Source organism: Chitinophaga sp. (genome assembly GCF_036566945.1).
GTDB lineage: Bacteria > Bacteroidota > Bacteroidia > Chitinophagales > Chitinophagaceae > Chitinophaga.
The window spans coordinates 1-23,203 of record NZ_DATCVJ010001104.1 but is presented as its reverse complement, the minus strand read 5'-3'; the positions used below and the strand labels follow the sequence as shown (position 1 = coordinate 23,203).

14 protein-coding genes are annotated in these 23,203 nt (G+C 46.7%); 11 read left to right on the top strand and 3 right to left on the bottom strand.

What is annotated here, in order from left to right; all coding sequences use genetic code 11:
• Positions 1–489 (bottom strand): dihydroxyacetone kinase subunit DhaK (locus VIP81_RS33195; RefSeq protein WP_331972488.1); only part of this gene is annotated, 489 nt, incomplete at its 3' end.
• A 167-nt stretch (positions 490–656) separates the two neighbouring features.
• Here VIP81_RS33195 and VIP81_RS33190 point away from each other — a divergent pair.
• The 8 genes from VIP81_RS33190 to VIP81_RS33155 all read left to right on the top strand — a co-directional run bounded on the left by VIP81_RS33190 (position 657) and on the right by VIP81_RS33155 (position 14,155).
• Complete coding sequence (locus VIP81_RS33190; protein ID WP_331972486.1) at positions 657–1,679, top strand: LLM class flavin-dependent oxidoreductase; 1,023 nt, start codon at positions 657–659, stop codon at positions 1,677–1,679.
• A 15-nt stretch (positions 1,680–1,694) separates the two neighbouring features.
• Positions 1,695–2,336 carry a class I SAM-dependent methyltransferase gene (locus tag VIP81_RS33185; RefSeq protein ID WP_331972484.1) on the top strand — a complete coding sequence of 214 codons (642 nt, stop codon included), beginning with the start codon at positions 1,695–1,697 and terminating at the stop codon, positions 2,334–2,336.
• A 64-nt stretch (positions 2,337–2,400) separates the two neighbouring features.
• The gene (locus tag VIP81_RS33180; RefSeq protein WP_331972482.1) at positions 2,401–3,447 is read left to right on the top strand and encodes a linear amide C-N hydrolase; all 1,047 of its coding nucleotides are present in this window, start codon (positions 2,401–2,403) and stop codon (positions 3,445–3,447) included.
• A gap of 249 nt (positions 3,448–3,696) precedes the next feature.
• Entirely contained in the window at positions 3,697–6,213 is a 2,517-nt protein-coding gene (locus VIP81_RS33175) for a kelch repeat-containing protein (protein ID WP_331972480.1), read from the top strand.
• 250 nt (positions 6,214–6,463) lie between these two features.
• Positions 6,464–9,721, top strand: a complete 3,258-nt coding sequence (locus VIP81_RS33170; RefSeq protein WP_331972477.1) for a SusC/RagA family TonB-linked outer membrane protein — start codon at positions 6,464–6,466, stop codon at positions 9,719–9,721.
• Positions 9,722–9,730: 9 nt separating this feature from the next.
• A complete protein-coding gene (locus VIP81_RS33165) occupies positions 9,731–11,512 on the top strand; it encodes a SusD/RagB family nutrient-binding outer membrane lipoprotein (RefSeq protein WP_331972474.1) in 1,782 nt (593 codons plus the stop codon).
• Between the two features lie 14 nt (positions 11,513–11,526).
• On the top strand, positions 11,527–12,633 hold the full coding sequence (locus VIP81_RS33160) for a glycoside hydrolase family 99-like domain-containing protein (RefSeq protein ID WP_331972471.1): 1,107 nt from the start codon (positions 11,527–11,529) through the stop codon (positions 12,631–12,633).
• A gap of 334 nt (positions 12,634–12,967) precedes the next feature.
• The gene (locus VIP81_RS33155) at positions 12,968–14,155 is read left to right on the top strand and encodes a TlpA disulfide reductase family protein (RefSeq protein ID WP_331972468.1); all 1,188 of its coding nucleotides are present in this window, start codon (positions 12,968–12,970) and stop codon (positions 14,153–14,155) included.
• Here the strand turns inward: VIP81_RS33155 and VIP81_RS33150 are convergent, their stop codons facing one another.
• Entirely contained in the window at positions 14,156–15,049 is an 894-nt protein-coding gene (locus tag VIP81_RS33150; protein WP_331972465.1) for a glycoside hydrolase family 25 protein, read from the bottom strand. It abuts the gene before it with no gap.
• Positions 15,050–15,378: 329 nt separating this feature from the next.
• Positions 15,379–18,054, bottom strand: a complete 2,676-nt coding sequence (locus VIP81_RS33145) for a PQQ-dependent sugar dehydrogenase (RefSeq protein ID WP_331972462.1) — start codon at positions 18,052–18,054, stop codon at positions 15,379–15,381.
• Positions 18,055–18,276: 222 nt separating this feature from the next.
• On the opposite strand from VIP81_RS33145, the gene VIP81_RS33140 reads away from it, so the two are divergent.
• The 3 genes from VIP81_RS33140 to VIP81_RS33130 form a co-directional block, all read left to right on the top strand.
• Positions 18,277–18,564, top strand: coding sequence for a hypothetical protein (locus VIP81_RS33140; protein ID WP_331972459.1), 288 nt, complete (start codon positions 18,277–18,279; stop codon positions 18,562–18,564).
• Positions 18,565–18,732: 168 nt separating this feature from the next.
• A complete protein-coding gene (locus VIP81_RS33135; RefSeq protein WP_331972456.1) occupies positions 18,733–21,300 on the top strand; it encodes a hypothetical protein in 2,568 nt (855 codons plus the stop codon).
• A gap of 305 nt (positions 21,301–21,605) precedes the next feature.
• On the top strand, positions 21,606–23,203 hold a 1,598-nt coding region (locus VIP81_RS33130; protein ID WP_331972453.1), incomplete at its 3' end, for a hypothetical protein.

Below are 23,203 nucleotides of genomic sequence, written 5' to 3'. Positions count from 1 at the left end.
TTCGGCCAGGTAGCCTGCTACTTTATGCACAAATAAAGTACCTGCCACGCCACGTTTTTTTACATGGGGGCCCAGTGCTACGTCGTCATCTACTGTAACAGTTTTTACGTCGTATCCCAGTGCCCTGGCCTGTTCGGCAGCTAATCCAAAATTAAGGCGATCGCCGGTATAGTTTTTTATAATCAATAAGCAGCCTTTAGGGCCGGTTGCGGCGAGGATAGCAGACAATACTGCATCTACAGTAGGAGAGGCGAAAATGTCGCCGCATACCGCTGCGGTCAGCATTCCTTTGCCAACAAAGCCGGCATGTGCAGGTTCATGTCCTGAGCCGCCACCGGAAATGATGGCCACTTTGGATTTGTCCCAGTCTTTACGGATCACCACCCTGATAGCAGGAAAGCTATCTAACCTGGCCAGATCAGGATTGGTCAATAAGCCATCTATTGCTTCATTTACGATTTGATCAACGTCGTTGATGAAAAATTTCATAGCGCCAATTTTCTACAAGATACCGAATTGATTATTTACGGGGCCGATGCTCCCCCTTCAAAAAATGAATCAACGGTAAGCCGGTATACAAAAGCATAGCATACGGGGCAATGGTGCTCCGCAGAAAATTGGATATCTTACAGGGAGTTTAATCAGGAGGATATTTTATGGAAGTAGGCATCGATAGTTTTGCAGCTACAAATGCAAAGGATACTGCGCTCGACGCAGCAGGCAACATGAATGAAATGGCTAATTTACTGGCCAGGATAGAGGCAGCAGATCAGGCAGGGTTACATGTATTTGGCATAGGAGAACATCATCGCAGGGAGTTCCTGGATTCGGCGCCGACCATGATACTCGCCGCGGCAGCAGCACGCACCAAACAAATCCGGCTCACCAGTGCCGTAACGGTATTAAGTGCAGCCGATCCGGTCAGGGTTTTCCAGAACTTTGCTACCCTCGATATTATTTCCCGTGGTCGTGCAGAAGTGGTGGCCGGCCGTGGTTCTTTCGTAGAAGCTTATCCGCTGTTTGGTTATAACCTGGAAGATTATGATGCTCTGTTTATTGAAAAGCTGGATTTGTTGCTGCACATCAGGGATCATGAAGTAGTAAAGTGGAAAGGTAAATTCCGTGCGCCACTCCACAACGTAGCCATTTATCCGCGGCCCGTGCAGAACCCTTTGCCGGTTTGGCTGGGCGTAGGTGGTACCCCGCAATCATTTGTCCGTGCCGGTACACTCGGACTGCCCCTCATGGTGGCCATCATCGGTGGCGAAACGCATCGCTTCCGGCCACTGATTGATCTTTACCGCGAAGCCGGCGCTAAAGCCGGTCATGCCCCCGAAAAATTAAAGGTAGGTTTGCACTCTTTAGGATATGTAGCCGATACCACACAACAGGCCGTGGAAGAATATTTCCCCGGCTATGCTGAAACCTTTACCAAAATAGGAAAGGAAAGAGGCTGGCCACCGGTAACCCGTGCACAGTTTGATGCACAGGCAGGTCACCGCGGCGCTTTGTTAATCGGCAGCCCGGAAGAAGTAGCCGAAAAGATTAAACGCCACAGCGATGCCCTCGGAGGCATTTCAAGAGTGACTTTTCAAATGGATAATGCAGGGCTTTCTCACGAAAAATTATTACATGCCATTGCTTTGATCGGGAAATATATTGTGCCTGCATTGCAATAATAAATACGCCCCCATATGGATAACAACCAGATGTCCGTTGATGTATTTAATAAACGTGCGGACCTATACCAGGAAAAATTCATGGATGTAGCGTTGTATCACGATACATTCGACCTGTTCTGCCACTATATTGCACGGCATCCCGCTACCGTTTTAGAAGTGGCCTGTGGCCCCGGCAACGTGACGAAATACCTGTTGGATCAGCGCCCGGATCTTCAGATACTGGGCACTGACCTGGCACCCAATATGCTCCGGCTGGCAGCCATCAATAATCCGAAAGCTACCTTTCAACTGATGGACGCGAGGGATATTGGTAAACTACACCACGTATTCGACGCGGTGATGTGTGGCTTTGGTTTTCCCTATCTCTCAAAAGAAGAAGTAATCACCTTCATTGCGGATGCGGCCCGCATACTCAACACCGGCGGCGTACTATATATCAGTACCATGGAAGATGATTACAGCAAATCCGGTATAAAAAGATCTGCTACTACCGGCGATACCACGTATACCTATTATCATCAGGCCGATTATTTAACGGCGGCGCTGACGGCCAACAATTTCCGTATCGTGTCCCTTACACGTAAAGCATCGCGGGCGGCGGATGGTACTACTACCACCGACCTGGTCATCATTGCTGCCCTAAACAAAGTATAAATGCAGGGATTGAACATTCAATAACGTGAGGTGTTAAACACATGATAGTTTAAACACTTTTACTATGAAAACATTTTTGTTTCCGGTTTTATTTGTTGCCCTCCTGATGATAGTGATACAACCTGTTTCTTCCTGTACGCGGGTAGTGTACAAAGGATTAAACGGCACGATTCTGACTGCCAGGTCAATGGATTGGAAAGATGATATCCTGACTAATCTCTGGATTTTCCCCAGGGGTATGGAAAGAGAAGGTGAGGTTGGCGCTAATTCCATGAAGTGGAAATCCCGGTACGGAAGTGTGATCGCATCGGGGTATGATATCTCCAGCACAGATGGTATGAACGAGAAAGGGCTGGTAGCGAATTTGCTTTGGCTGGCAGAGTCGCAATATCCGGAAATGAGCAGTAACAAGCCCGGATTGAGCATCGCAGCCTGGTTACAGTATGTGCTGGATAATTTTGCGACGGTAGATGAAGTGGTGAAAGCCCTGCAGCCGGAGCCTTTCGTGGTGGTCACTGATAATGTACCAGGACAGCCCCGGTTGGCCACACTGCATTTATCTGTTTCAGATGCCAGCGGCGACAATGCCATCTTTGAATATATCAAGGGCAAGCTGGTGGTACATCATGATAAAGGGTATACCGTCATGACCAACTCGCCTGTATTCGATCAGCAGCTGGCATTAAATGAATACTGGAAAGAAATTGGCGGGACTGTCATGCTGCCCGGTACGAACCGTGCTGCCGACCGCTTTGTACGTGCTTCGTTTTACATTGATGCTATCCCCAAAACGGATAATACCCGTCTCGCTGTGGCCAGCGTGTTCAGCGTGATCCGGAATTGTTCGGTGCCATTCGGCATTTCCACACCGGATCAGCCTAACATTTCTTCCACCAGGTGGAGAACAGTTTCCGATCACAAAAACCTGGTATACTATTTTGAATCAGCGCTTACGCCCAATACTTTTTGGGTAGACTTCAAGGATATCGATTTCTCAGAAAAAGGATCGGTAATGAAGCTGAACGTTTCAAAAGGAGAAACGTATGCGGGAAATGCGGTGAAATCATTTGTAAAAAGTAAGCCGTTTCATTTTCTGGGAACGAATGGGTAGTGCGTATACCTGGAAGGGCGACACCCGCCAGCATTAAGAAATAAAACAACTCCTTTCGGAAAACAGGTGATCTTTTGTTACCTTGAACCCTAATAACAACCAAAGTATCCGGCATTATTAACCGATGGGGTGGGTAAGGTGGTGATATGATTTAATATTATAACTTGCAGCCTGTTATCAGATCGATGTGCCCTTTAGTGTTCCACCATGAATATTTGCTCACATAAAGCCCTTCTTATTTTTGGGGCAGTGATATTTTTTTTCGCAGGCAATTGTTTACCTGTCAGATCGCAAGGTTTGGTTTTCTCTTCCTTTGAGCAGGTACAGGAGAAACGGACGTCGCTCATGTTGCATGGCAATGAGCCGCTTTGTCTGGATGGCAGCTTTGGGCTTTCCTTTAATTTTAAGTTCTTCCCCGACCGTAGTGTGTATTATGGGTATCTGGTGAGATTGATTAACAATCATCAGCAGCATATTGATCTTATCTACAATCATAAAGACAGAAAATTCAACATTATTTTCGGCGATGTATTTGCGCCGCTGGATTTTCAGCTGGACAGTACGGCGTTGTTCCATCACTGGAACAGTTGTTCCCTGCAGTATGATCAGGAGCAGTTGTCGCTCACGGTGAATGGAAAGCCTTGTGGCAGCGCGAAAATAAACCTGGAAGATCAATGTTTCCGGATCTTTTTTGGTGCTTGCGAGCTGCATGGTTTTAATACTACTGATCTGCCACCTATGCAGCTGAAAGAGGTGTCGTTGTATAAAAATAAAGCATTGTTTGCCTGCTGGCCACTGAATGAACTCAGCGGGAAAAATGCGGTGGATAGTCTGCATGGCAAAGTAGCCGTGGTCAGCAATCCGGTCTGGGCTACGCCGTTGCACCAGCATTGGCAACTGTTACAGGTACTAACGGTGAAGGGTAATGGTAGTTATACTTTTGATCCTTCGGAAGAAGAAGTACACCTGGTGGGTGTCGACAGCATCTATCATTTTCTCCTTCGCGATAAAGTGCCGAGGTCCCAGGCGCTGTTGCGGCCCGTATATCTTTCCGCCGGTTTCCAGTCGATCTACAACCCAGGGGATCGTATCCTGTACAGCGTTCATATTGACCAGCGGGAGCTGTCGGCTTATGTGCCGGCCAGCCGCAATTGGGATATGCCCTTTGATTCGGTTGACATCACCGAATACTGGCAACCCAATAAATTTATTAACCGCAGCGAAAATGCATTGTATATTCTTGGCGGTTACGGTCAGCTGAAATATAAGAATAGCGTACAACGCTACGACTTCAACAGCCGGAAGTGGGAGATGGTGAACGTGCAGCAAAGTGACTATAAGCCAAGATACCTGGCGGCACTCGGTGTGTCGCATGGTGGCGATACGGCGTATATCCTCGGTGGTTATGGCAGTGGCACCGGAGAGCAAATGCTCAATCCTACCTATTACTACGACCTGCTGCAGTTTGATGTGAAAGGAAAAAAAATTAAAAAGTTATTCAGTCTCCCGGAACCACCAGCGCCTTTCGTGTTTGCCTCCTCTATGTTCATTGATACCACCGATCATAGTTATTATGCACTGATGTTTCCGAAAGACCGGTTTAAATCCCGTTTGCAACTGATCAAAGGTTCGTTGCTGCGTCCGGAATATCAGCTGGCAGCCGATACTATCCCGTATGCATTCCTCGACAACCGTTCTGCGGCAGACCTGTTCTATTGCCCGCGCAGCAGCCAGCTGGTGGCTATTACACAGATCACCGACAGGGACCGGTCCACTGAAATCAGGATCTATTCACTGGCCTTTCCTCCCGGACAACTTTCGTTCTTTCCCGCCGGTAATAAGCGTGAGATAGATGGTAGATGGTGGTGGTTACTCCTTGCCGGTGCCGGCCTGTTGGCGACTATACTGTATTATATATATAAGCGGCGACCAATAGTACCAAAAGCGATGCCGGTGATAGCGCAGGAAAAAGCGCCTGTAGTACACCTGCCGGAACCATTGCCGGTAGCAGCGATTACGACGACTCGGGAAGAGGACCGCTCCGCGGACAAAGCAGCCCTGCTATTATTTGGTGAATTCCAGGTGATCGATAAAGATAAAAATTCGTTGACGCATTTGTTTTCGCCCCTGCTAAAAGAAATGTTCCTGTTGATCGTTATCCATACCGAATGGTCAGGCAAAGGCATCTCTTCCGAAAAATTATATGAGCTGCTCTGGCATGATAAGTCGGAAAGAGACGCCCGCAACAACCGGTCCGTGAATATGGTGAAACTAAAAGGCATACTGGAGAAGTTGGGCGGTGGCGTTATTCTCCGGGAAGAAGGCCGCTGGAAGATGCAGTACGATCCGGCATTGCTCTGGATAGACCTGGCCGATTTCAGCTGGCTGGTGAAATCTCCGGAGATGGGGATAGAACGTTTATCTGTTTTACTAAAAATAGTCAAAGAAGGTACCTTCCTGTATCGTACAGATTATGCCTGGCTGGAGGACATTAAATCTGACATCTCCTCGAAGGCGCTCGACGTGCTGTTAAAAGCCATCGATGAACTGCCTGCTACCACATCTCCCGAAACTTATATAGAAATAGCCAGCAGCATTTTTGTGTTTGATCCTATTCACGAAGTAGCCCTTCGTATAAAATGTAAAAGCCTTATTCAACAGGGCCGCCTCTCTCTGGCGCGGTCGGTGTATGAAAAGTTCTGCAAAGATTACCGGCACATGTACGGGGAAGCCTTTGTGCTCACCTTCCAGGAAATCATCTCCTGATCATTCTTTCCCGTCTTTTTTTAAAAAATTATACCGATTAACGGCGCATTAATGCGATCGTTAATGGATTTATTAGCGCGCAGGTCATTGATTTGCAGTATAATTTATTTTTTTTCAGCGATGCGCTCAGTTACTCAATTCCACGATCTGAAAGATGTCCTTTCCTATCCATCTTTTCAAGGTAGCTCCCGCTTTTTCTGAAAAAATTCCACGATTCCCGTTTCTTTTTTAAACCATTAATTATCAATCAATGATGAAATTCTGCTTGCCAGTCTTGCTCTTGTTCTGTTGTACGCAGGCAATGGCGCAGCGAACCCTTATCAGGGGGAAGGCTACTGATGACAAAAACAATCCCCTGCCTGGCGTGAGTATTATCGTTAAAGACACCCGCAACGGGGTGGCCTCGTCTGAAGACGGTACTTTCTCGATGTATGTAACAGATCCACAGAAAACAATTTTAAAGGCTACCATGACAGGGTATGAAACCCAGGAGATCACCCTTAACGGAAAAACAGCCGTACAATTTTTATTAAAAACCTCCGCCATTAATTTAAAGAATGTGGTGGTAACAGGCGCCCTTGGTTTGAACCGCGCGAAAAAATCAATTGGCTATTCCTCTCAAACCGTCAATCCGGATAACCTTACGGAAGCGCGTGACCTGAACATCGTGAACGGCTTAGCCGGTAAGGTGGCAGGTTTGCAGGTGACCACCAACGGGCAGCCGGGATCTTCCAGCAGGATCGTGATCCGCGGGGAAAACTCCATGACGCAGAACAATCAGCCACTGTGGGTAGTGGATGGGGTGCCCATTAATAACGATATGGGTGAAAATTCGGCCGATGATAAACTGGATTTCGGAAACGGCGCCGCCGATCTCAATCCGGATGATGTGGAATCCATCACCGTGCTGCAGGGGCCCAATGCCGCCGCCCTTTATGGGTCAAGAGCTGCCAATGGGGCCATCCTCATCGTTACCAAAAAAGGAAAGATAGAAGAGTCCAACCTGGGCATCGCTATTAATCAAAATACTTTGATAAATAGTATCTCCCAGTTTCCCGCTTATCAGAATGTGTATGGAGAAGGAGGCAATGGCTTCCTGGTGGGCAATGGCAATAATATTGTGCCAGGTACCGGCGCGGTGCGCATGGGTACCAACGGTTCTACCTGGGGCATGCCGATGTTAGGACAGCCTTACAACGATTTTAACGGCAAGCCTATCCCCGGTGGCTACTCACCGCAACCCACCAACGTCACGGAGTTTTATAAACCCAGCGTAACCAATGCTTCCGGTATTTCTATCAGCAAGGCCGATGCATTGTCCGCCTTCCGCCTGTCTTACACTTTTACCAACAGTGATGATGTACTGAAAAACCAGAATATCATCAAACGGCATAACGTAGCATTAACGGCCAGCCGTAAACTGGGAAATGTTTTTAATATCGACACAAGAATTACCTACACCAATCAGCATACAAAGAACCGTACCTACAGGAACCTGGATGCATCCAGTCCTATGTCGGCCTATGTATATATGCCCCGTAGTTTAAATATTGATGCACTGAGCCCCTGGGCAGATGCCAACGGCAACTCAGTTACCTATGGTTCGGTCAATAACACGGAAAATCCGATGTGGATGTTGTACGAAAATCAAAATGAAGATACCCGTAACAGGATTCTGGGTGGTATAACGGCTACGGCTAAACTGACCCCTCATTTGAATTTCCGTTTGCAGGCATCTACAGATATCGCGTTTGCCAGTCTGTATCAGTACAAAGAACTGGGTGGACTGAAAACACCGCTGGGATATTATTCCAACGGTTCTCAGAATAACCAGATGTGGGACTACCAGGGAATGTTCATGTACAATAATAAACTGAGCAGCTCCGTCACCCTGTCGGCCAACGCCGGCGCGGAATACGTGACTACCAATAATCTTAACAGGGGCGCTAACATCTCTTCCCTGCTGGTACATGATATGCCTAGTATTCAGAACAGCAACGCATTTCCTTTTGCTTTTGAATCAAACGTGCGTTCTAATGTGCAATCAATTTACGGTAGTGCCACCGTGGGTTTCAGGGACTTCCTCTTTTTTGATGTAACGGCGAGGAACGACTGGTCTTCCACTTTGCCGGTCGCCAACAGTTCTTTTTTCTATCCATCGCTGAGTGGTAGTTTTATTTTCTCCAACTTCCTGCCGAAAAACAGCATCGTGAATTATGGTAAGCTGAGAGCTTCCGTTGCGCAGGTAGGTAATGCAGCGCCGCCACAGTCGCTGATCACCACGTATGCCTATAGCGGCTTGTTCCAGGGCTATCCTTACCTGAATTATGGTAACGGCAGTCAGCTGAATAACGATGCATTAATGCCGGAAAAAACATTTTCCCGTGAAGCAGGACTGGAGCTGGCACTCTTTCAAAGCCGGTTACAGGTAACGACTAACGTATATCAATCCAATACGACTAATCAAATCATCAGGGCGCAACTCCCTACGGAAACAGGTTTTTCTACCCGCATTATGAATGCCGGTGAAATGCGCAACAGGGGCGTGGAAGTATCCTTGAATGCGGTAGCCCTGCAAACTAAAAAGCTGCGCTGGAATGTATTGGCTAACTGGTCTATGAACCGGAACATGGTGTTATCGCTGGCCCCGGGTATTGATAAACTTTCTCTTGGCACCACCTTAGGCGCTACCGTGAATGCCATTGTAGGCCAGCCTTACGGGCAACTAACGGGCAATGCACCTTACCAAACGCATGATACCTTATTGGTAAATCCAACCAATGGCAGAACCATTGCCGATCCGAATGTACTGTTGGGTAATTTCCATCCCGACTGGATCGGATCACTGGGCTCCAATTTCAAATATGGTGCATTTGATTTGTCCTTCCTGTTTACCGTGAAATGGGGCGGCATCATTTATTCTGCTTCCTATGGCCGCGCCAATTTTGCCGGCAACACCATTGCCAGTTTATATGGCAGGGATGAGTGGCTGATGAGTAATGTGATCCTGGGCGAAAATGACCAGGAGCGCATGGGCAACGGACAGGCGATCAGCACGGGTACTACACCTTATTCAGATGCCGCCAGACCTAAAGGCGCGAGGTATACCGATGCTTATTTCCCGCTGGTAGATAAATCAGGTAAATACATACTGGATGAAAATGGCCGTATGCAGCCCGGTGTAAAAAGTGGTATCTGGATGAATCCTACTACCTATAATTCTGATATGGTGGTGAACAACACACCGGCGATTACTTTCAACGCTTCCAATATAAAACTCAGCGAACTGATATTCGGCTATACCATTCCATCGGGGATTATAAAAGGCACGCCGTTTAAATCTACGCGCCTCGCTTTTGTAGGCAGAAACCTGTGGACACTTTTCAAACATACGCCAAAGGGTATAGATCCTGAAGCAGCGAATACAACTGGTAATGCGCAGGGTATTGAATCTGGCGGATCATTCCCTTATGCGATTTATGGATTTGACCTGAAAGTAACTTTTTAAATAAGCAACATGAAAGCAGTCGTTATATTTTCTTTTATCATGATCCTGTGCTGGGGCTGTACCAGGGATTTTACCCATCTCAATACAGATCCTACACAGTTTACCAAAGCCACGCCGGAAGCAGGTATCCTGGCCGCCGTAAAAAACCTGAATACCCAAATGGCCAATCACAATACCAGCAAATACTGGGACCTGGGCCATTTACTTTGTCAGCAGGCCAATCGCTATGATGTAACCGATGCCGGTTTATGGCAAACCATGTACCAGGGCGTGCTCGGCAACCTGCATCAAATAGAAGTGAATTATGGAAATGATTCCGCTTTTAATAACCGTGTACAGATCGCGAGGATTCTTAAAGCCTATGCGTATTCCATCCTGGCAGGCAACTACGGTCCAGTACCATTAACGCAGGCCAATGATCCGGAACATTTGTCGGCTATTCAGTTCGATAATGAAGATAGCGTATACAGTTATGTACTCGCTACCCTCAAAGATGCCGCTGGTAAAATTAAACCTGCCGGCGATAAAATGGCCTACGATGTGATCTACAACGGTAACCTCACCAACTGGGTAAAGTTTGCCAATACCCTGCGCTTAAAGATGGCACTTCAGTGCATGAAAAATATGGGCGGCGTAGCCACCGATCATATCCGCGACGTGATGGCAACAGAAGCCACCACCATCAGCAATGAAATGGAAACTACGAAGATGAGTTTTGAAAATGTGAATGGCAATGAAAATCCATACTTCGTAAAATACATCAAGGGTAATAACTATTTTCCTTATAATCCAACCGCCACCGGACAAGCGCCTAAGCTGAGTGAATATATACTCACGCTGTTCCGCTCTTACAGCGATCCAAGATTGTCTGTTTATTACGATTCGGTGCCACTGGCCAATCGCTACATAGTAACGGATACGCTCACCAGCGATTTGGATGACTCACTGCGGGTGGTGACCTATCCATTGCCGTACTTTGGTCAGCCCAAAGCGGGTACCAAGTTAGCCGGATGGACCAACCTGGCAGGTTTGCCTGATGCGGTAGGTGGTTCGGATATCAAATCATATTCCAATGCCAATCCCATCATCTTTCAGCCGAACCGGCCCTTCATTATGTTGTCTTACGCAGAAGCACTTTTCCTGAAAGCGGAAGCAGCGAAACTGGGCCTGGGTGGCGCTATGTCGGCGGAACAATATTACTATGCCGGCATTGATGCTAACTTTGCCTACTGGGGAATTAACAGCTCCCTGCGGGATGCTTATAAAGCAAGAGATGGTATTAAGTGGGGTACCCAGGGGAAAGGATTTAATAATTACCTGAGCCTGGTGAACACGGATATTCCACTGGATGATAACTACAAAATCTGGACACAGCGATGGCTGAATTATTTCCCCGATGGCGGATATGATTGCTGGGCGCTGGAACGCAGAACATGGGTATTTAATTTACCACCACATACCAATCCCGGTGGAAATGCTGCTTACTCACCTAATCCCACCTATTCTGATATTCCCGGCAGAATGTCTTACCCGGTATCTGTCGTGAACCTGAACCCGGTGGGCTACCAGGGCGCCTTACAGGAACTGGGTACTACCCGCGTGGATGACTACGACATTTACCAGGAGCTGCATTTTGCCAACCATCATGAAATACCTGACTGGGCCAATGCCAACGCTACGTACGATTATGCTTTTCTGCGGAAATGGTATGGCACCACTATTCAGTCGCTGCAGGCCGCTGCTGCTGCCAATGGCTTTAAATACGGTGTTACCGCGACTTATCATCCATAAATTATAATGCAATTATGAAACGTTTTAATATACTTTTTGCCGCCGCTGTGTGCCTGTCGCTATTCGCATGTAAGAAAGACATGACCGGACCGTCGGTAGATGATAATGTCCTGAATTATAAAATAAACGAGATACCCGTTACGCAGGACTATGTGGTAGGTGCATTTTACTACAGCTTCGGTGGCTGGAATGCCGCTATCAAAGAAGAGCCGGTGGTAGGGAAGTACAGCTATCCCAGCGGAAAAATTACGCCGGCCGTCATGCCGCAACACATCAGCTATGGCGTGAAAGCAGGACTCGATTATTTTGTGTTCTCTTTCCGCTCTCCGAATAAAGATGCGAACAACTTCAAGTCAGATTCCACCGTGATCCGCACGTTTATTGACAGCGATGGAGAAGGCAAAATGAAATTTGCCATGATGTACAATTTCTCTACCGGTTCCTATGGCATCAGTGCCACCAACCCGTTAGAAAAAGATAAGGTGAAACTGGAGCAGTTTTTCCAGGACTTCAGCAGGGTAGTGCCTTATATGCAGGATGCCAACTACATGAAAGTAGATGGTAAACCGTTGATCTATATCCAGAATGCACAGGTGTTGTATTCCGATAATAACAAAGCCATTTATGATACGCTGAGAAGCCGTTTGGGCGCTATGGGGATACAACCTTACATTGTAGGTATGCAGGACCGCTGGACACCGCCTGCCCGCTATGAGATTCGTTTCAAAGGCTGTGTAGATGCCATCTGTCATCAGTCGTTCAGCTCCCAGCCCAACAACTGGGATCGCTGGTACGTATTGCCGCAGGCGATGGATCAGAACTGGAAATATTCCAAAGAATATTTTGCGCAAAATTTCGGAGCCGACTATATCCCGAATATTACGCCGGCCTACAACTGGCTGATAGCAACTCCTACCAGTACCAATCCCAATTATCCGCGTGCTGATAGTGGGGCTTTATTCCAGCAGTTGTGCAACGTAGCTAAAATGAATGCCAGCAGTAAAACAAGAATGATCATGATTGATGCATTCAACAACTGGCAGGAAGATATGCAGCTGGAACCCGCGCAGAGCTATGGAGAACTGTATCTCAACATCGTTAGAAAGCAATTCAAAAAATAATCCTTTATGCCTATAGAATCGTGGAAGATTCTCTTTTGATCAGGTGATAACAGAAGGGGCTGATCGGCAGCCCCTTATTTTTTTGATAATGGATAAAATGAAATGTGGTAAGATGAAAAATAAATGGATAAAGACTGCCGCCGGCACGAAAAGGAGTGGCGCAACAGGAGTCTTTCGGTAAAAAAATCACGCTGGAAAACACAGGTAAAGACAGTTGCCTGCAAGCGGGCGGACCACTACTCACCAAGGGGGCTCTTTTATTTTTATATCTAACAAATGATATATTTTGTATATATTAGTTGTGAATATTTTCCATGCCCTATAAATTCAAAAAGTGAAACAGATCCTTCTTAGTGCTATCCTACTTGTAAATACGGTGACTACGTTTGCCCAACAACAAACGCCGAAAGAAATTCTTAACAAGATAAATGCGGCGGTTGAAAATACCCAGACGGGACAATACACCTTAACGGAGGACTATAAAAGAACAGCTCCCGGTCAGCAGCCCATTCATTCCGGCAGCGTGTCTGCCTGCTACTTCAGAGCCAATAACAGGGACAGCGTAATGGGTTATAAACTGGCTGCCGTGAGGAACGACAACAAGATCCATAAAATTTACAATGGAACAATTATAATGGAGAAGTCTGACAGGGTGGTAACGGTAACGAATGTACGTAAATACCCGGAAGAAGTAAGGCGTTTGTTCGGCGATGACGGGTTGTTTCCTTTTATTATTTCTGCCAATACTTTTTTACAGCAATATACCCATGATACGCTCATCAATAAAATACAATTGCTCCCCGATGAAGTCATTAACGGGGAAAAATGCTGGAAGCTGATGCTGCCAGGTGATGCGGGCGAAAAAAAGAAAGTCACGACCTGTTTTTATGTCAATAAGATTTCCTTTCTGCCGGTAAAGGAAGTGATAGAGTGGAGGGAAGCTGTAAGAAATGTAACGGAGACGACTATATTTACACATACCGTCGCTCAGTTTAAGAAGATGTATGTGCCGGATAGCGTTTTTACCATTGCTGCCATGAACGACTACAACCAGGTACGGCAATTTGCAGGCGCTGATAATAAATTGAAAGTGCAATTACTGCGTGCAGGCACACAGGCGCCTGCCTGGAAGTTGCCGGCTATAGGAAAGGATAGCATTGCATTGGCCGACTACAAAGGGAAAATTGTGGTGATGGATTTTTGGTACAGGACATGTATTCCCTGTTATCATCAAATGCTGGATATGCAGCAATTGAAGGAGCAGCTGAACAGACCAGATGTGGTATTCATCGGCGTAAATGGCATTGATGATCCGGTGACCATGCACCTGGATCAATTTTTAGCCGAGAGAAAACTGGACATAGTAAGTGCATACAATGGAAAAACCATTGCAGCAGATTATAAGGTTGCCGGCTACCCCGTGCTATATGTCATCGGGAAAGACGGTAAAGTATTATTTGCCCAGGACGGATATTCGAATACCCTGAAAGCGGACCTGTTGCAGCTGTTAGGAAAGCAATAATTACGGGGTTATTATCGTCAGGTCTTTCATGATATTCAAATCCAGTGCAGCATTGCCTCCAACGTGCGCTTTTCCTGTGAATTGCCAGATACTCCAGTCCTGCCAGCCTATCGGGCATTTAAGTTTCGTGGTATCCTTCACCGAATAATTGGCCAGCCAGAGATGGTATTTTCCCAACGTATGATTTGCGGGCAATTTCCGGTCGAGGTATTCTTTACGGCTATAGATCACCGGTGTAACGCCGGTGGACTGGATGATCTGGTGAATGAATGTTTCTATCCAGGTGAGATAATCCTTTCGCTGTAGCGGCGTATCCCAACTGGTTTGATCTTCCAGATCCAGCACCAGCGGCAGGGTGGTGGGAGGCAGTTGTTGCAGGATGATCACCGCCTCATTGGCTTCTGCGATGGCATCTTTCTGAACGGTGCCGCCGTTCCGGGTGTCGGGCCGGCAAAAATGATAATAGCCTGTTTTAAGACCACGTGCCAGGGCATTGTCTGCATGTGTGGCAGCTTTCCGGTCGGGCGTACCTACGCCTTCAGAAATTTTGATATACACAAAAGTAATTCCGGCATTACTGATCGCATCCCAGTCGGGTTGCGCATTGTAATGCGACAGGTCGGCGCCCAGCAGGTAATCGGCTGGAAGGTGTGCCGGCAAACCATCTATTACATGGTTGGGCGGTGCAGGCAGTACCATTAATCCACCACCCCAGTAGTAATACCCGTCACGGTCTTTATACCATTTCCCCAGTGCCGGATCACGGACGGTTACTTCTGTACCTTCAAATTTAAATCCCTGGTGTACGGTGCCGATGATACTGTCTTTGTCGGTGAGTTTGGCGGGTACCCGATTCCGCTTGTTTAATTTTTTAACAGTTACAATGAGTTGCATAATGCGCCATGCTTTAAGCGTTAACAAATAAGGGCATGTGGATATTTGGGGTCACACATGATCCGATAATTAATCCTGCGTTATAAAATTTCAACGGAAAAATAATGCCATGCATAGCAGGCGCTTCAAAACTTTTGTGTTTTGCATAAAATTTTTTTGGGGAGATGAGTAATCTTTGGGGTTGTATGACTAATCAAATAGTGTTTCTACTTTCCTGTCTAAGCTTGTTGTTTCATCTTTGGGGTATAAAAATATTTTGGGGACTACCTGCGATGCAAATAGTCCCCAAAAAGTAACACAAAATCCTGAAATATAAAAGCACAAAATTATTACGGCTTAAACTCCATCCAGTCCAGCGTAAACAGGTGCTGATCTGGCGCCTGATCTTTTCTGAATACGAAATAGAGGTCATTTCTGCCACCCGGATCTTTGATAGGAGTGGTTACATCTATAAATTTCTCCCAGTCGCCGGTGGCTTTGTAGGCCAGCGTGCTGATGACAGGACCATCTACGCTGCCGGTATGTACTTCCAGTATGGCATCTCTGTTCAGGGAAGAATAGTGATAGGTTACTTTATGGATGCCCTTCAGGTCTATGTTTTTGAAAAGAAAATAAGACTTGTTATGTATGGCGCCCAGCTCGTTGGAAGAGCGGTTGATGTTATGTACCTCATCTGCATCTTCTCCCTGTACACGTAATGAACGTAGTACCAGCAGGTCGCTGCTGGTTAGTGGGGAGGCTTTGCCGCCGCCATCTGTATAGGAAGCTGCCAGAATATAGTTACCATATTTTTCTTTGCCCAGGTGATCCTTCAGGGCTACTGTGCCGGCAGGCGGAAGGTTGCCGGCTTCGGGAGCAGACAGCGACAAGATGTATTTAACGATTTGTCCGGCATCGTCGAGCGACAGCTGTGGATGTGCGGCCATAGAATGCTCGCCCCAGTTGCCACCACCACCTTTGATGATTTTGTTGGCGAGGTGCAACGGCGCATTTTTATCGTGCTCATAGCGTTTGGCTACCTGTGTAAACGCAGGTCCTACGGAGGCTTTATCCAGCTGATGACAGGCTTTACAGTCGCTGCCTTCCATCAGCAATTTACCCGGATGTACCGGGATGGCGGTGATGAGCTGATGACCCTGTGTGGCCTTGTTTTTAGCACGGGGCACATAATGGAGTCCAATGAGCAGCTGATCATTATTGATAGCCGCATCTTCTTTGTCGCTAACGGTGACGGTGTAATGCAGTGGACTATTATCGAAATAAAAAGTACCATTATCCGTGGTGCTGACTTTTACTGCCGGCACTGTATTGCCTACTCTGATTACCACGGTATCGCTGCTCTTTATACCACCTGGATCTGTGATGGTGAGGATAGCGGAGTGCGTACCTTCTTTTTGGTAGGTATGTATAGGATTGGCTTCGGTGGAAGCGGCTTCTCCATCACCAAAATTCCACGCATAGGTTAGTTTATCTTTATCGAAATCATAGCTTTTATCGCTGTTGAAATTTACTTTCAGTGGTGCCGTGCCTGCTGTGTCAACAGTGTTGATTATTGCTACCGGCGCGCGGTTGCCGCCATTGTATGCCACGCGCACCAGGCGTGCATCATCATTATCGATGCCATAAACGGAACCATATTCCAGGATGTAAAGGTCGCCACCCTTACCAAAGGCCATGTCTACCGGACGTCTGAAATCGCCGTTGCTGCCCATGAATGGCTCCATGCGCTGGTAGTTGTACTGGGAATCGAGTCTTACTACATATACCCAGTTACGCATCCAGTCATAAATAAATAGTCCTTTATCGAAGTATTCCGGTAAGCCGGTAGCACTGGCGGTGGCTTTGTTGTAATGGAATACCGGTCCTGCCATGGCGCAACGGCCACCGTTGCCCAGTTGGGCAAACTGTGGTAAGGAGTCGTACGGGTACCAGATCATCGCCTTTTGTGCCGGTGGCAATACTTTCAACCCGGTGTTGAGCGGGGAATTATTATCCGGTGCTTCCGCCTTAAACGGCGCGCCGATTACTTTGGTGGCAAAGTCGTAATGCGGATAAGCTTTGTTATCACCTACCAGGTAAGGCCAGCCATAGTTGCCGGGTTTCTTCGCCTGGTTGATTTCATCATAACCACGGGGGCCTTGTTCTCCATCCTGACCTGCATCGGGGCCTACTTCCCCCCAGTATACAATACCGGTAGCCGTATCTACCGACATACGGTAAGGGTTGCGGCAACCCATGGTATATATTTCAGGTCTGGTAGCAGGGGTGCCTTTGGGAAACAGGTTGCCCGCAGGAATGGAGTAGCTGCCATCTGCTTCCGGATGAATACGCAGCACTTTACCCCGGAGATCATTGGTGTTACCGGCAGAACGTTCTGCGTCGAAGGTCACGCGGCCGGGAATCTGATCAATAGGTGCGTAACCGTTAGAGGCAAAAGGTACCGTGTTATCGCCGGTGGAGATATAGAGATTACCGTCTCTGTCCCAGTCCAGTGAGCCACCGGTATGTGCGCTTACTTCCACTTCCAGTGGCACTTTCAATAATACTTTCTCTGACGCTGTTATCAGCGAGTCTTTACCTGCCATGGTAAACCGGGATACCTGGTTGGCGACCGGCGTTGCATTGGGGGTATAATAAAAATAGATATAATGATTCTTGTCAAAAGCAGGGTCCAGGGTAACACCCAGCAATCCGTTACCGAAACCTTCCTTTGTGTCGGGCAGTACCGGGAAGGCATATACGACTTTCGTCGCCTGAGTGCCCGGATCATAATGATACAGCTTACCGCTGCGTTCAATAAAGTACACATCCCCGCTGTTGGCTACTGCCAGCTCCATGGGTTCGTTGAGGTCGTTGGAAAGAATCGTTTTCGTGAAACGGTTATCTTCCGGTGTAGACATCGCAGCAGTTGTAGTCTTGTCTTTACATCCCTGTGTAATTAATGTCAATCCGACAATAAAAAGAGATAGGGAAACCGACACGCGCGGCTTAGTTTGTTCACTCATGGATTTGTAGGCAATTTTGATTTGTGGGTCGCAAAATAACGGAATAATGAATTTTTTTTCAGGAAAAAGGATGAAAGGAAACAATATAGTATAGACATTTGCATTGGAAGATCGTTGATTATGTGCTAATTTAATATCATAAGGTGCCGTTTTGCTCCCTGCTTCCGTATATTTGAGTTCCACATTTAATATTCGTTTAATATTGGCTGGTAAAATTTAAAGATGGATTTTATTGAATTTAAACAATCCTTAAAGGATGCACATCCACCAAAGCAACTGTCTACATTTCTGGAATCGCTCTGGTACGATGGTAAAGGCAACTGGAAAAAAGCACACGACCTGGTAGATGATCTGCCAGGCACAGAGGCTGCCCGGGTACATGCTTACCTGCACCGCGTGGAAGGAGACGAATCAAATGCCGACTACTGGTATCGCCGGGCCGGCACCAAACGTCCCGCCTACACGAAAGAAGAAGAATGGGAAGTATTAGTCAACCAATTTTTAAAATAAAAAATAACTGTTTACCAGGAAGGTGATAGCAGCATAGCGTGTATATTTTACATTTGTCATTGATTATTAGTGCATAAAAAAGCACTAATTTGTTTATTATTTGTATATTCCACGTGGCGTTAGATCTTAAATATTGAATAGTTAGTTATTTTAGTTTTTTAGCGGAGTATGTGGAAATTTATCCTTTTACTATTTTTATCTGTTCATCTGATTACAAATGCTGGTTATGCTCAATCCTATGGATTACGCTTTTCTAGTCATGAAGTAGTGCAGGAAAGACGAACAACGCTGAACCTAACCTCCTCCGGCCCCCTCTGTTTTAAGAAAGAGGCGGAGATTTCCTTCGATCTCAACTTCCTGCCTTATAAGGAAACTTATTTCGGATATGTACTGAGAATTATTGCGGCCAACAACCAGAATATAGACCTCGTATATAATCAGAAGGAGCGGACCTTCAATTTTCTTATCGGCGAAAGTTTCTCCAGGGTGTTTGCGGTAGACTCTACTGCCTTGTTCGGCAAATGGACGCACTTTACGATCCGGTTTGATTTAGCGAATAATGAGGCGGCCATCTACCTGAATGATAAATTCATTGCCAAAGGTCCGGCAAAATTAGGTACACCGATGTGTACGCGCGTATTCTTTGGTACCAATACCTATGAAGGATTTCAAACGGTAGACATACCGCCCATGAACCTCCGGAATATATTGGTGAAAGAAGGCAGTACCGTGAAATATAACTGGCCCCTCTCTGAAAATACCGGCAACACCGCCACCGATATTGTAGAAGGAAAAACAGCCGTGATCAATAACGCCAACTGGATAGGACCCAAGCACCGCAACTGGAGCCTGGTGCAGCAATGGGAAATCAATGGTAACCCCAGTGTGGCATTCGATAAAAATACGGAAGTCCTCTATATGGTATCTGCTGACTCCTTATATAACATCTCTTTTAAAACGGAACAGCAGCAAGCCATCCGGCTCACACAGCGACTCGATAGCCTGATGCCCGGTAACCAGTCGGTGTTCAATCCATTTACTAAAAAGCTGTATAATTTTTATATTGATCATAAAAAGGCCGGGGCCTACGATTCTATTGCCCGCAAGTGGGAGGTGAGCTATTCACCGGATTTACTCACTGTATTCTGGCAGGCCAACAAATTTATATCGGCGGCAGATTCTTCGCTCTACATCCTGGGTGGCTACGGTCAGATGCAGTACAAGAATACCGTACAACGATATCATTTCGCAGACCGCAAATGGGATTCTGTTCCCACCAGCGGCGAACGGCTTACGCCGCGCTACCTCGCGGCAACCGGTACCAATGCAGCCGGCGATACGGCGTATATCCTTGGGGGATATGGCAGCAATAGCGGTAACCAGGTGGTGAATCCACGACACTATTATGATCTCATGGCATTCGCGGTCCATGATCATTCTTTTCATAAAATTTACCAGCTGCCGGAACCACCGGCGCAGTTCTGTTTTGCCAACAGCCTGGTCATCGATCCTGACACCAGGGCTTACTATGCACTCATTTTCCCGGACGATAAATTCAGTACCACCCTGCAGCTGATCGAAGGATCATTGCAGGAACCCAAATACACCCCGCTGGCTGATGCGATCCCATATTCTTTTCATGATATCAAATCTTTCGCGGATCTGTATTATTGTAAAGACAGTAAAAAACTGGTGGCCGTAACACTGTATACGTCCAAAGACAATATCACTGCTGTAAAAGTATATACCCTGGAATTTCCGCCGGATGTAATGATCGCGGATACTTCCCGTCTCCCTGATTTTGCCGGTTGGTATTACCTGTTGCTCATTCCGCTGGGCGCTCTCGGCATTCTTTTATTCCTGAAACGCCGGAAGAAGCCAGTCGCCGCAGCCATAGCTACGCCGCAGGTACCGGCGCCACCGGCCGTTGTAACGCAGGCACCACCCACCGCTACGCCCGCAACGCCGGAAATAACAGCAGATGTGGAAGCCATTCCTGTACCCGAAGCCGCGAAAAAAGGCAATATCTTTTTCTTTGGTCCTTTTGAAGTACAGGATAAAGACGGGCAGGATGTCACCAAATTCTTTACGCCGCTACTCAAGGAATTATTCCTGCTGATCGCCATTAATACGATCCGTTCCGGGAAAGGCATTTCTTCCGATAAACTATATGCCACCTTATGGCGCGATAAGTCCAGCAAGGAAGCACAGAACAATCGTTCCGTAAATATGGTGAAGCTAAAAGCCATACTTGATAAGCTGGGCGCCTGTGCATTTGTAAAAGAAGCCGACCGCTGGAGCTTACAATACGCTACAGAAGACATCCGCATAGACCTGGCCGATTTTCAGCACCTGCTGCATGCACCGCGTCCTTTGCCGCAACAACCGGTGCGGGAGCTGTTAAGCATACTGCGCCGCGGCTCTTTCCTGCCTGATGCCAACTACAGCTGGCTGGAAGACATTCAATCAGAGATCTCCAATAATGCACTCGATATTTTAACAGAAGCAGCCGTACAGTTTAAAACTGATCCCGAATTGCTGATTGAAATTGCGGATAGCATTTTCCTGTTTGACCCGGTAAATGAAGAAGCACTGCGACTGAAATGTAGCAGCCTCGTATTACTTGGCCGGCATTCGCTTGCTAAAACAGCCTTCAACAAGTTCACCAAAGAGTACCAGCACATGTACGGGGAAGAATTCCCACATGCGTTTACCACGTATTCGGGTGATAAGTAGGCGGAGGGGAGCGCCTTCGGCGCTTGTCTTTATCAGGATTAGACTGATTAGACTGATTATGATGATTTTATTTCTTTTATAGATGGAGCTCTATCTTGTCTTTAAAAGCTTTTAAAAACAAGTAACTATCGATATTTATCAGGAAATAAAATCATCAAAATCAGTCTAATCCTGATAAAGACAAAGGCCGAAGGCCTTCCCCTCCGCTCTCCCCGCCACTTAATTAAAACTTAATTCATTTTTCTTTTTCGCGTTAGTGCATTATTAGTGCTGCTATTAAGGCTGGCCATATAAATTGCATTGAAATGAATAAGACAAGATTCCACGACTATGGCACTCAGGCCGCTTTATTACAAAAGAAAAGAATGCTGGTGATTAAAATCATCAGCATTCTTTTTCCCTTTATGTTACTGGGTGGTTTGGAGTTAGCACTACGACTATTCCATTATGGTCATGACCTGCGTTTGTTTATTACAGCTCCTGGTAACAACGATTATTATATCCTGAATCCCGATGCTTCCCGTAAATATTTCTCCAATCAGGAAATCGCCACTACCGGCAACAAAGAGTTATTTAAGAAAGTAAAGGACCCGAATACCCTTCGGATTTTTGTGTTGGGAGAATCGACTACCATCGGTTATCCCTATTTTCATAATGGCTCGTTTCATCGCTGGCTGCAATACCGACTGATGCATAACTGCCCGGACAAGCGTTTGGAGATCATTAATCTTTCACTAACAGGCGTTAATTCCTATACAGTGGAGGGTTTCGCGAAAGAGCTGTTGCCCTACAAACCCGACGCCGTACTTATTTATACAGGTCATAACGAGTATTACGGTTGCCTTGGCACCGGCAGTACCGATAAAATAGCAGGTAGCCCTTTCCTGATTCATCTCATCTTACAATTGCGGGAGTACCGGCTTACTCAGCTGATGGCGAATACACTGCAACACCTGGCGGCCCTTACACCAGCCCGCCCGGAAGGAGAAGGCAAAACCCGTATGGAGCTGATGGTAGCCGAACATGAAATCCGGTTGGGATCTGAGATGTACGAAAAAGGAATGGCGCAGTTTTCCGCTAACATGGACAATACTTTACGCCTGCTGAACGAAGCACAGGTGCCCGTTTTTTTTAGCAATGTGGTATCTGCTGAAAAAGACCTGTTTCCTTTTATCAGCATTGCTCCCGATAGCACGAAGTTTCCCGGTTTTACGCCGTTGTATAAAAAAGGAGAGCAGCTCCTGGCGTCGGGCGATTCCCTGGCTGCGCAAAATGCATTTCTGGCAGCAGATAATATTTACCCTGTACATGCCGGATGCAATTATTACCTGGGCACCCTGTTGTATCAAAAAGGAGATACCACCAACGCAAAAGCCTATTTCGACAAGGCGAGAGACCTGGATGCCCTTCGTTTCCGGGCGCCTTCCCGGTTGAACCTCATCATCCTGGAATTATGCAGCAAATATAAAAATGCACACCTGGTAGATGCCAATGCCGCATTTGAAGCCAACAGCAAAGGACATATCATTGGCAATGACCTGATCCTGGAACATGTACATCCGGATTTGAAAGGGTACGCCATTTTATCCGATGTGTTTTATAATGCTATGAAACAACAAGGCATTATAAAAGTAACTGGCGCCGAAGAAATGAGCCTGGCGGCCTTACAACAAAACATGCCATTAACTGTTATCGATTCCCTCTCGGGCGCTTATAAAATCGCCAAGCTCAAAAGAAGCAAACCTTTTAATACTTCCACCACTACCAGCGATACCACTGTCATTTCCACAACAGAAGAACAACTGGCCTACGAAGTGGCTTTCAGGCATACCTCCTGGGCAACAGCGATGGAGCAATTATATCAGACGTACAATCAGCAGGGCAATTATTCAAAAGCCGGCAC

Excerpts from the sequence above, each read along its gene's own strand:
- VIP81_RS33135 (WP_331972456.1), top strand. The coding sequence starts at position 18,733 with ATGTGGAAATTTATCCTTTTACTATTTTTATCTGTTCATCTGATTACA.
- VIP81_RS33165 (WP_331972474.1), top strand. The coding sequence starts at position 9,731 with ATGAAAGCAGTCGTTATATTTTCTTTTATCATGATCCTGTGCTGGGGC.
- VIP81_RS33160 (WP_331972471.1), top strand. The coding sequence starts at position 11,527 with ATGAAACGTTTTAATATACTTTTTGCCGCCGCTGTGTGCCTGTCGCTA.
- VIP81_RS33140 (WP_331972459.1), top strand. The coding sequence starts at position 18,277 with ATGGATTTTATTGAATTTAAACAATCCTTAAAGGATGCACATCCACCA.
- VIP81_RS33145 (WP_331972462.1), bottom strand. The coding sequence starts at position 18,054 with ATGAGTGAACAAACTAAGCCGCGCGTGTCGGTTTCCCTATCTCTTTTT.
- VIP81_RS33190 (WP_331972486.1), top strand. The coding sequence starts at position 657 with ATGGAAGTAGGCATCGATAGTTTTGCAGCTACAAATGCAAAGGATACT.
- VIP81_RS33150 (WP_331972465.1), bottom strand. The coding sequence starts at position 15,049 with ATGCAACTCATTGTAACTGTTAAAAAATTAAACAAGCGGAATCGGGTA.
- VIP81_RS33170 (WP_331972477.1), top strand. The coding sequence starts at position 6,464 with ATGATGAAATTCTGCTTGCCAGTCTTGCTCTTGTTCTGTTGTACGCAG.
- VIP81_RS33180 (WP_331972482.1), top strand. The coding sequence starts at position 2,401 with ATGAAAACATTTTTGTTTCCGGTTTTATTTGTTGCCCTCCTGATGATA.
- VIP81_RS33185 (WP_331972484.1), top strand. The coding sequence starts at position 1,695 with ATGGATAACAACCAGATGTCCGTTGATGTATTTAATAAACGTGCGGAC.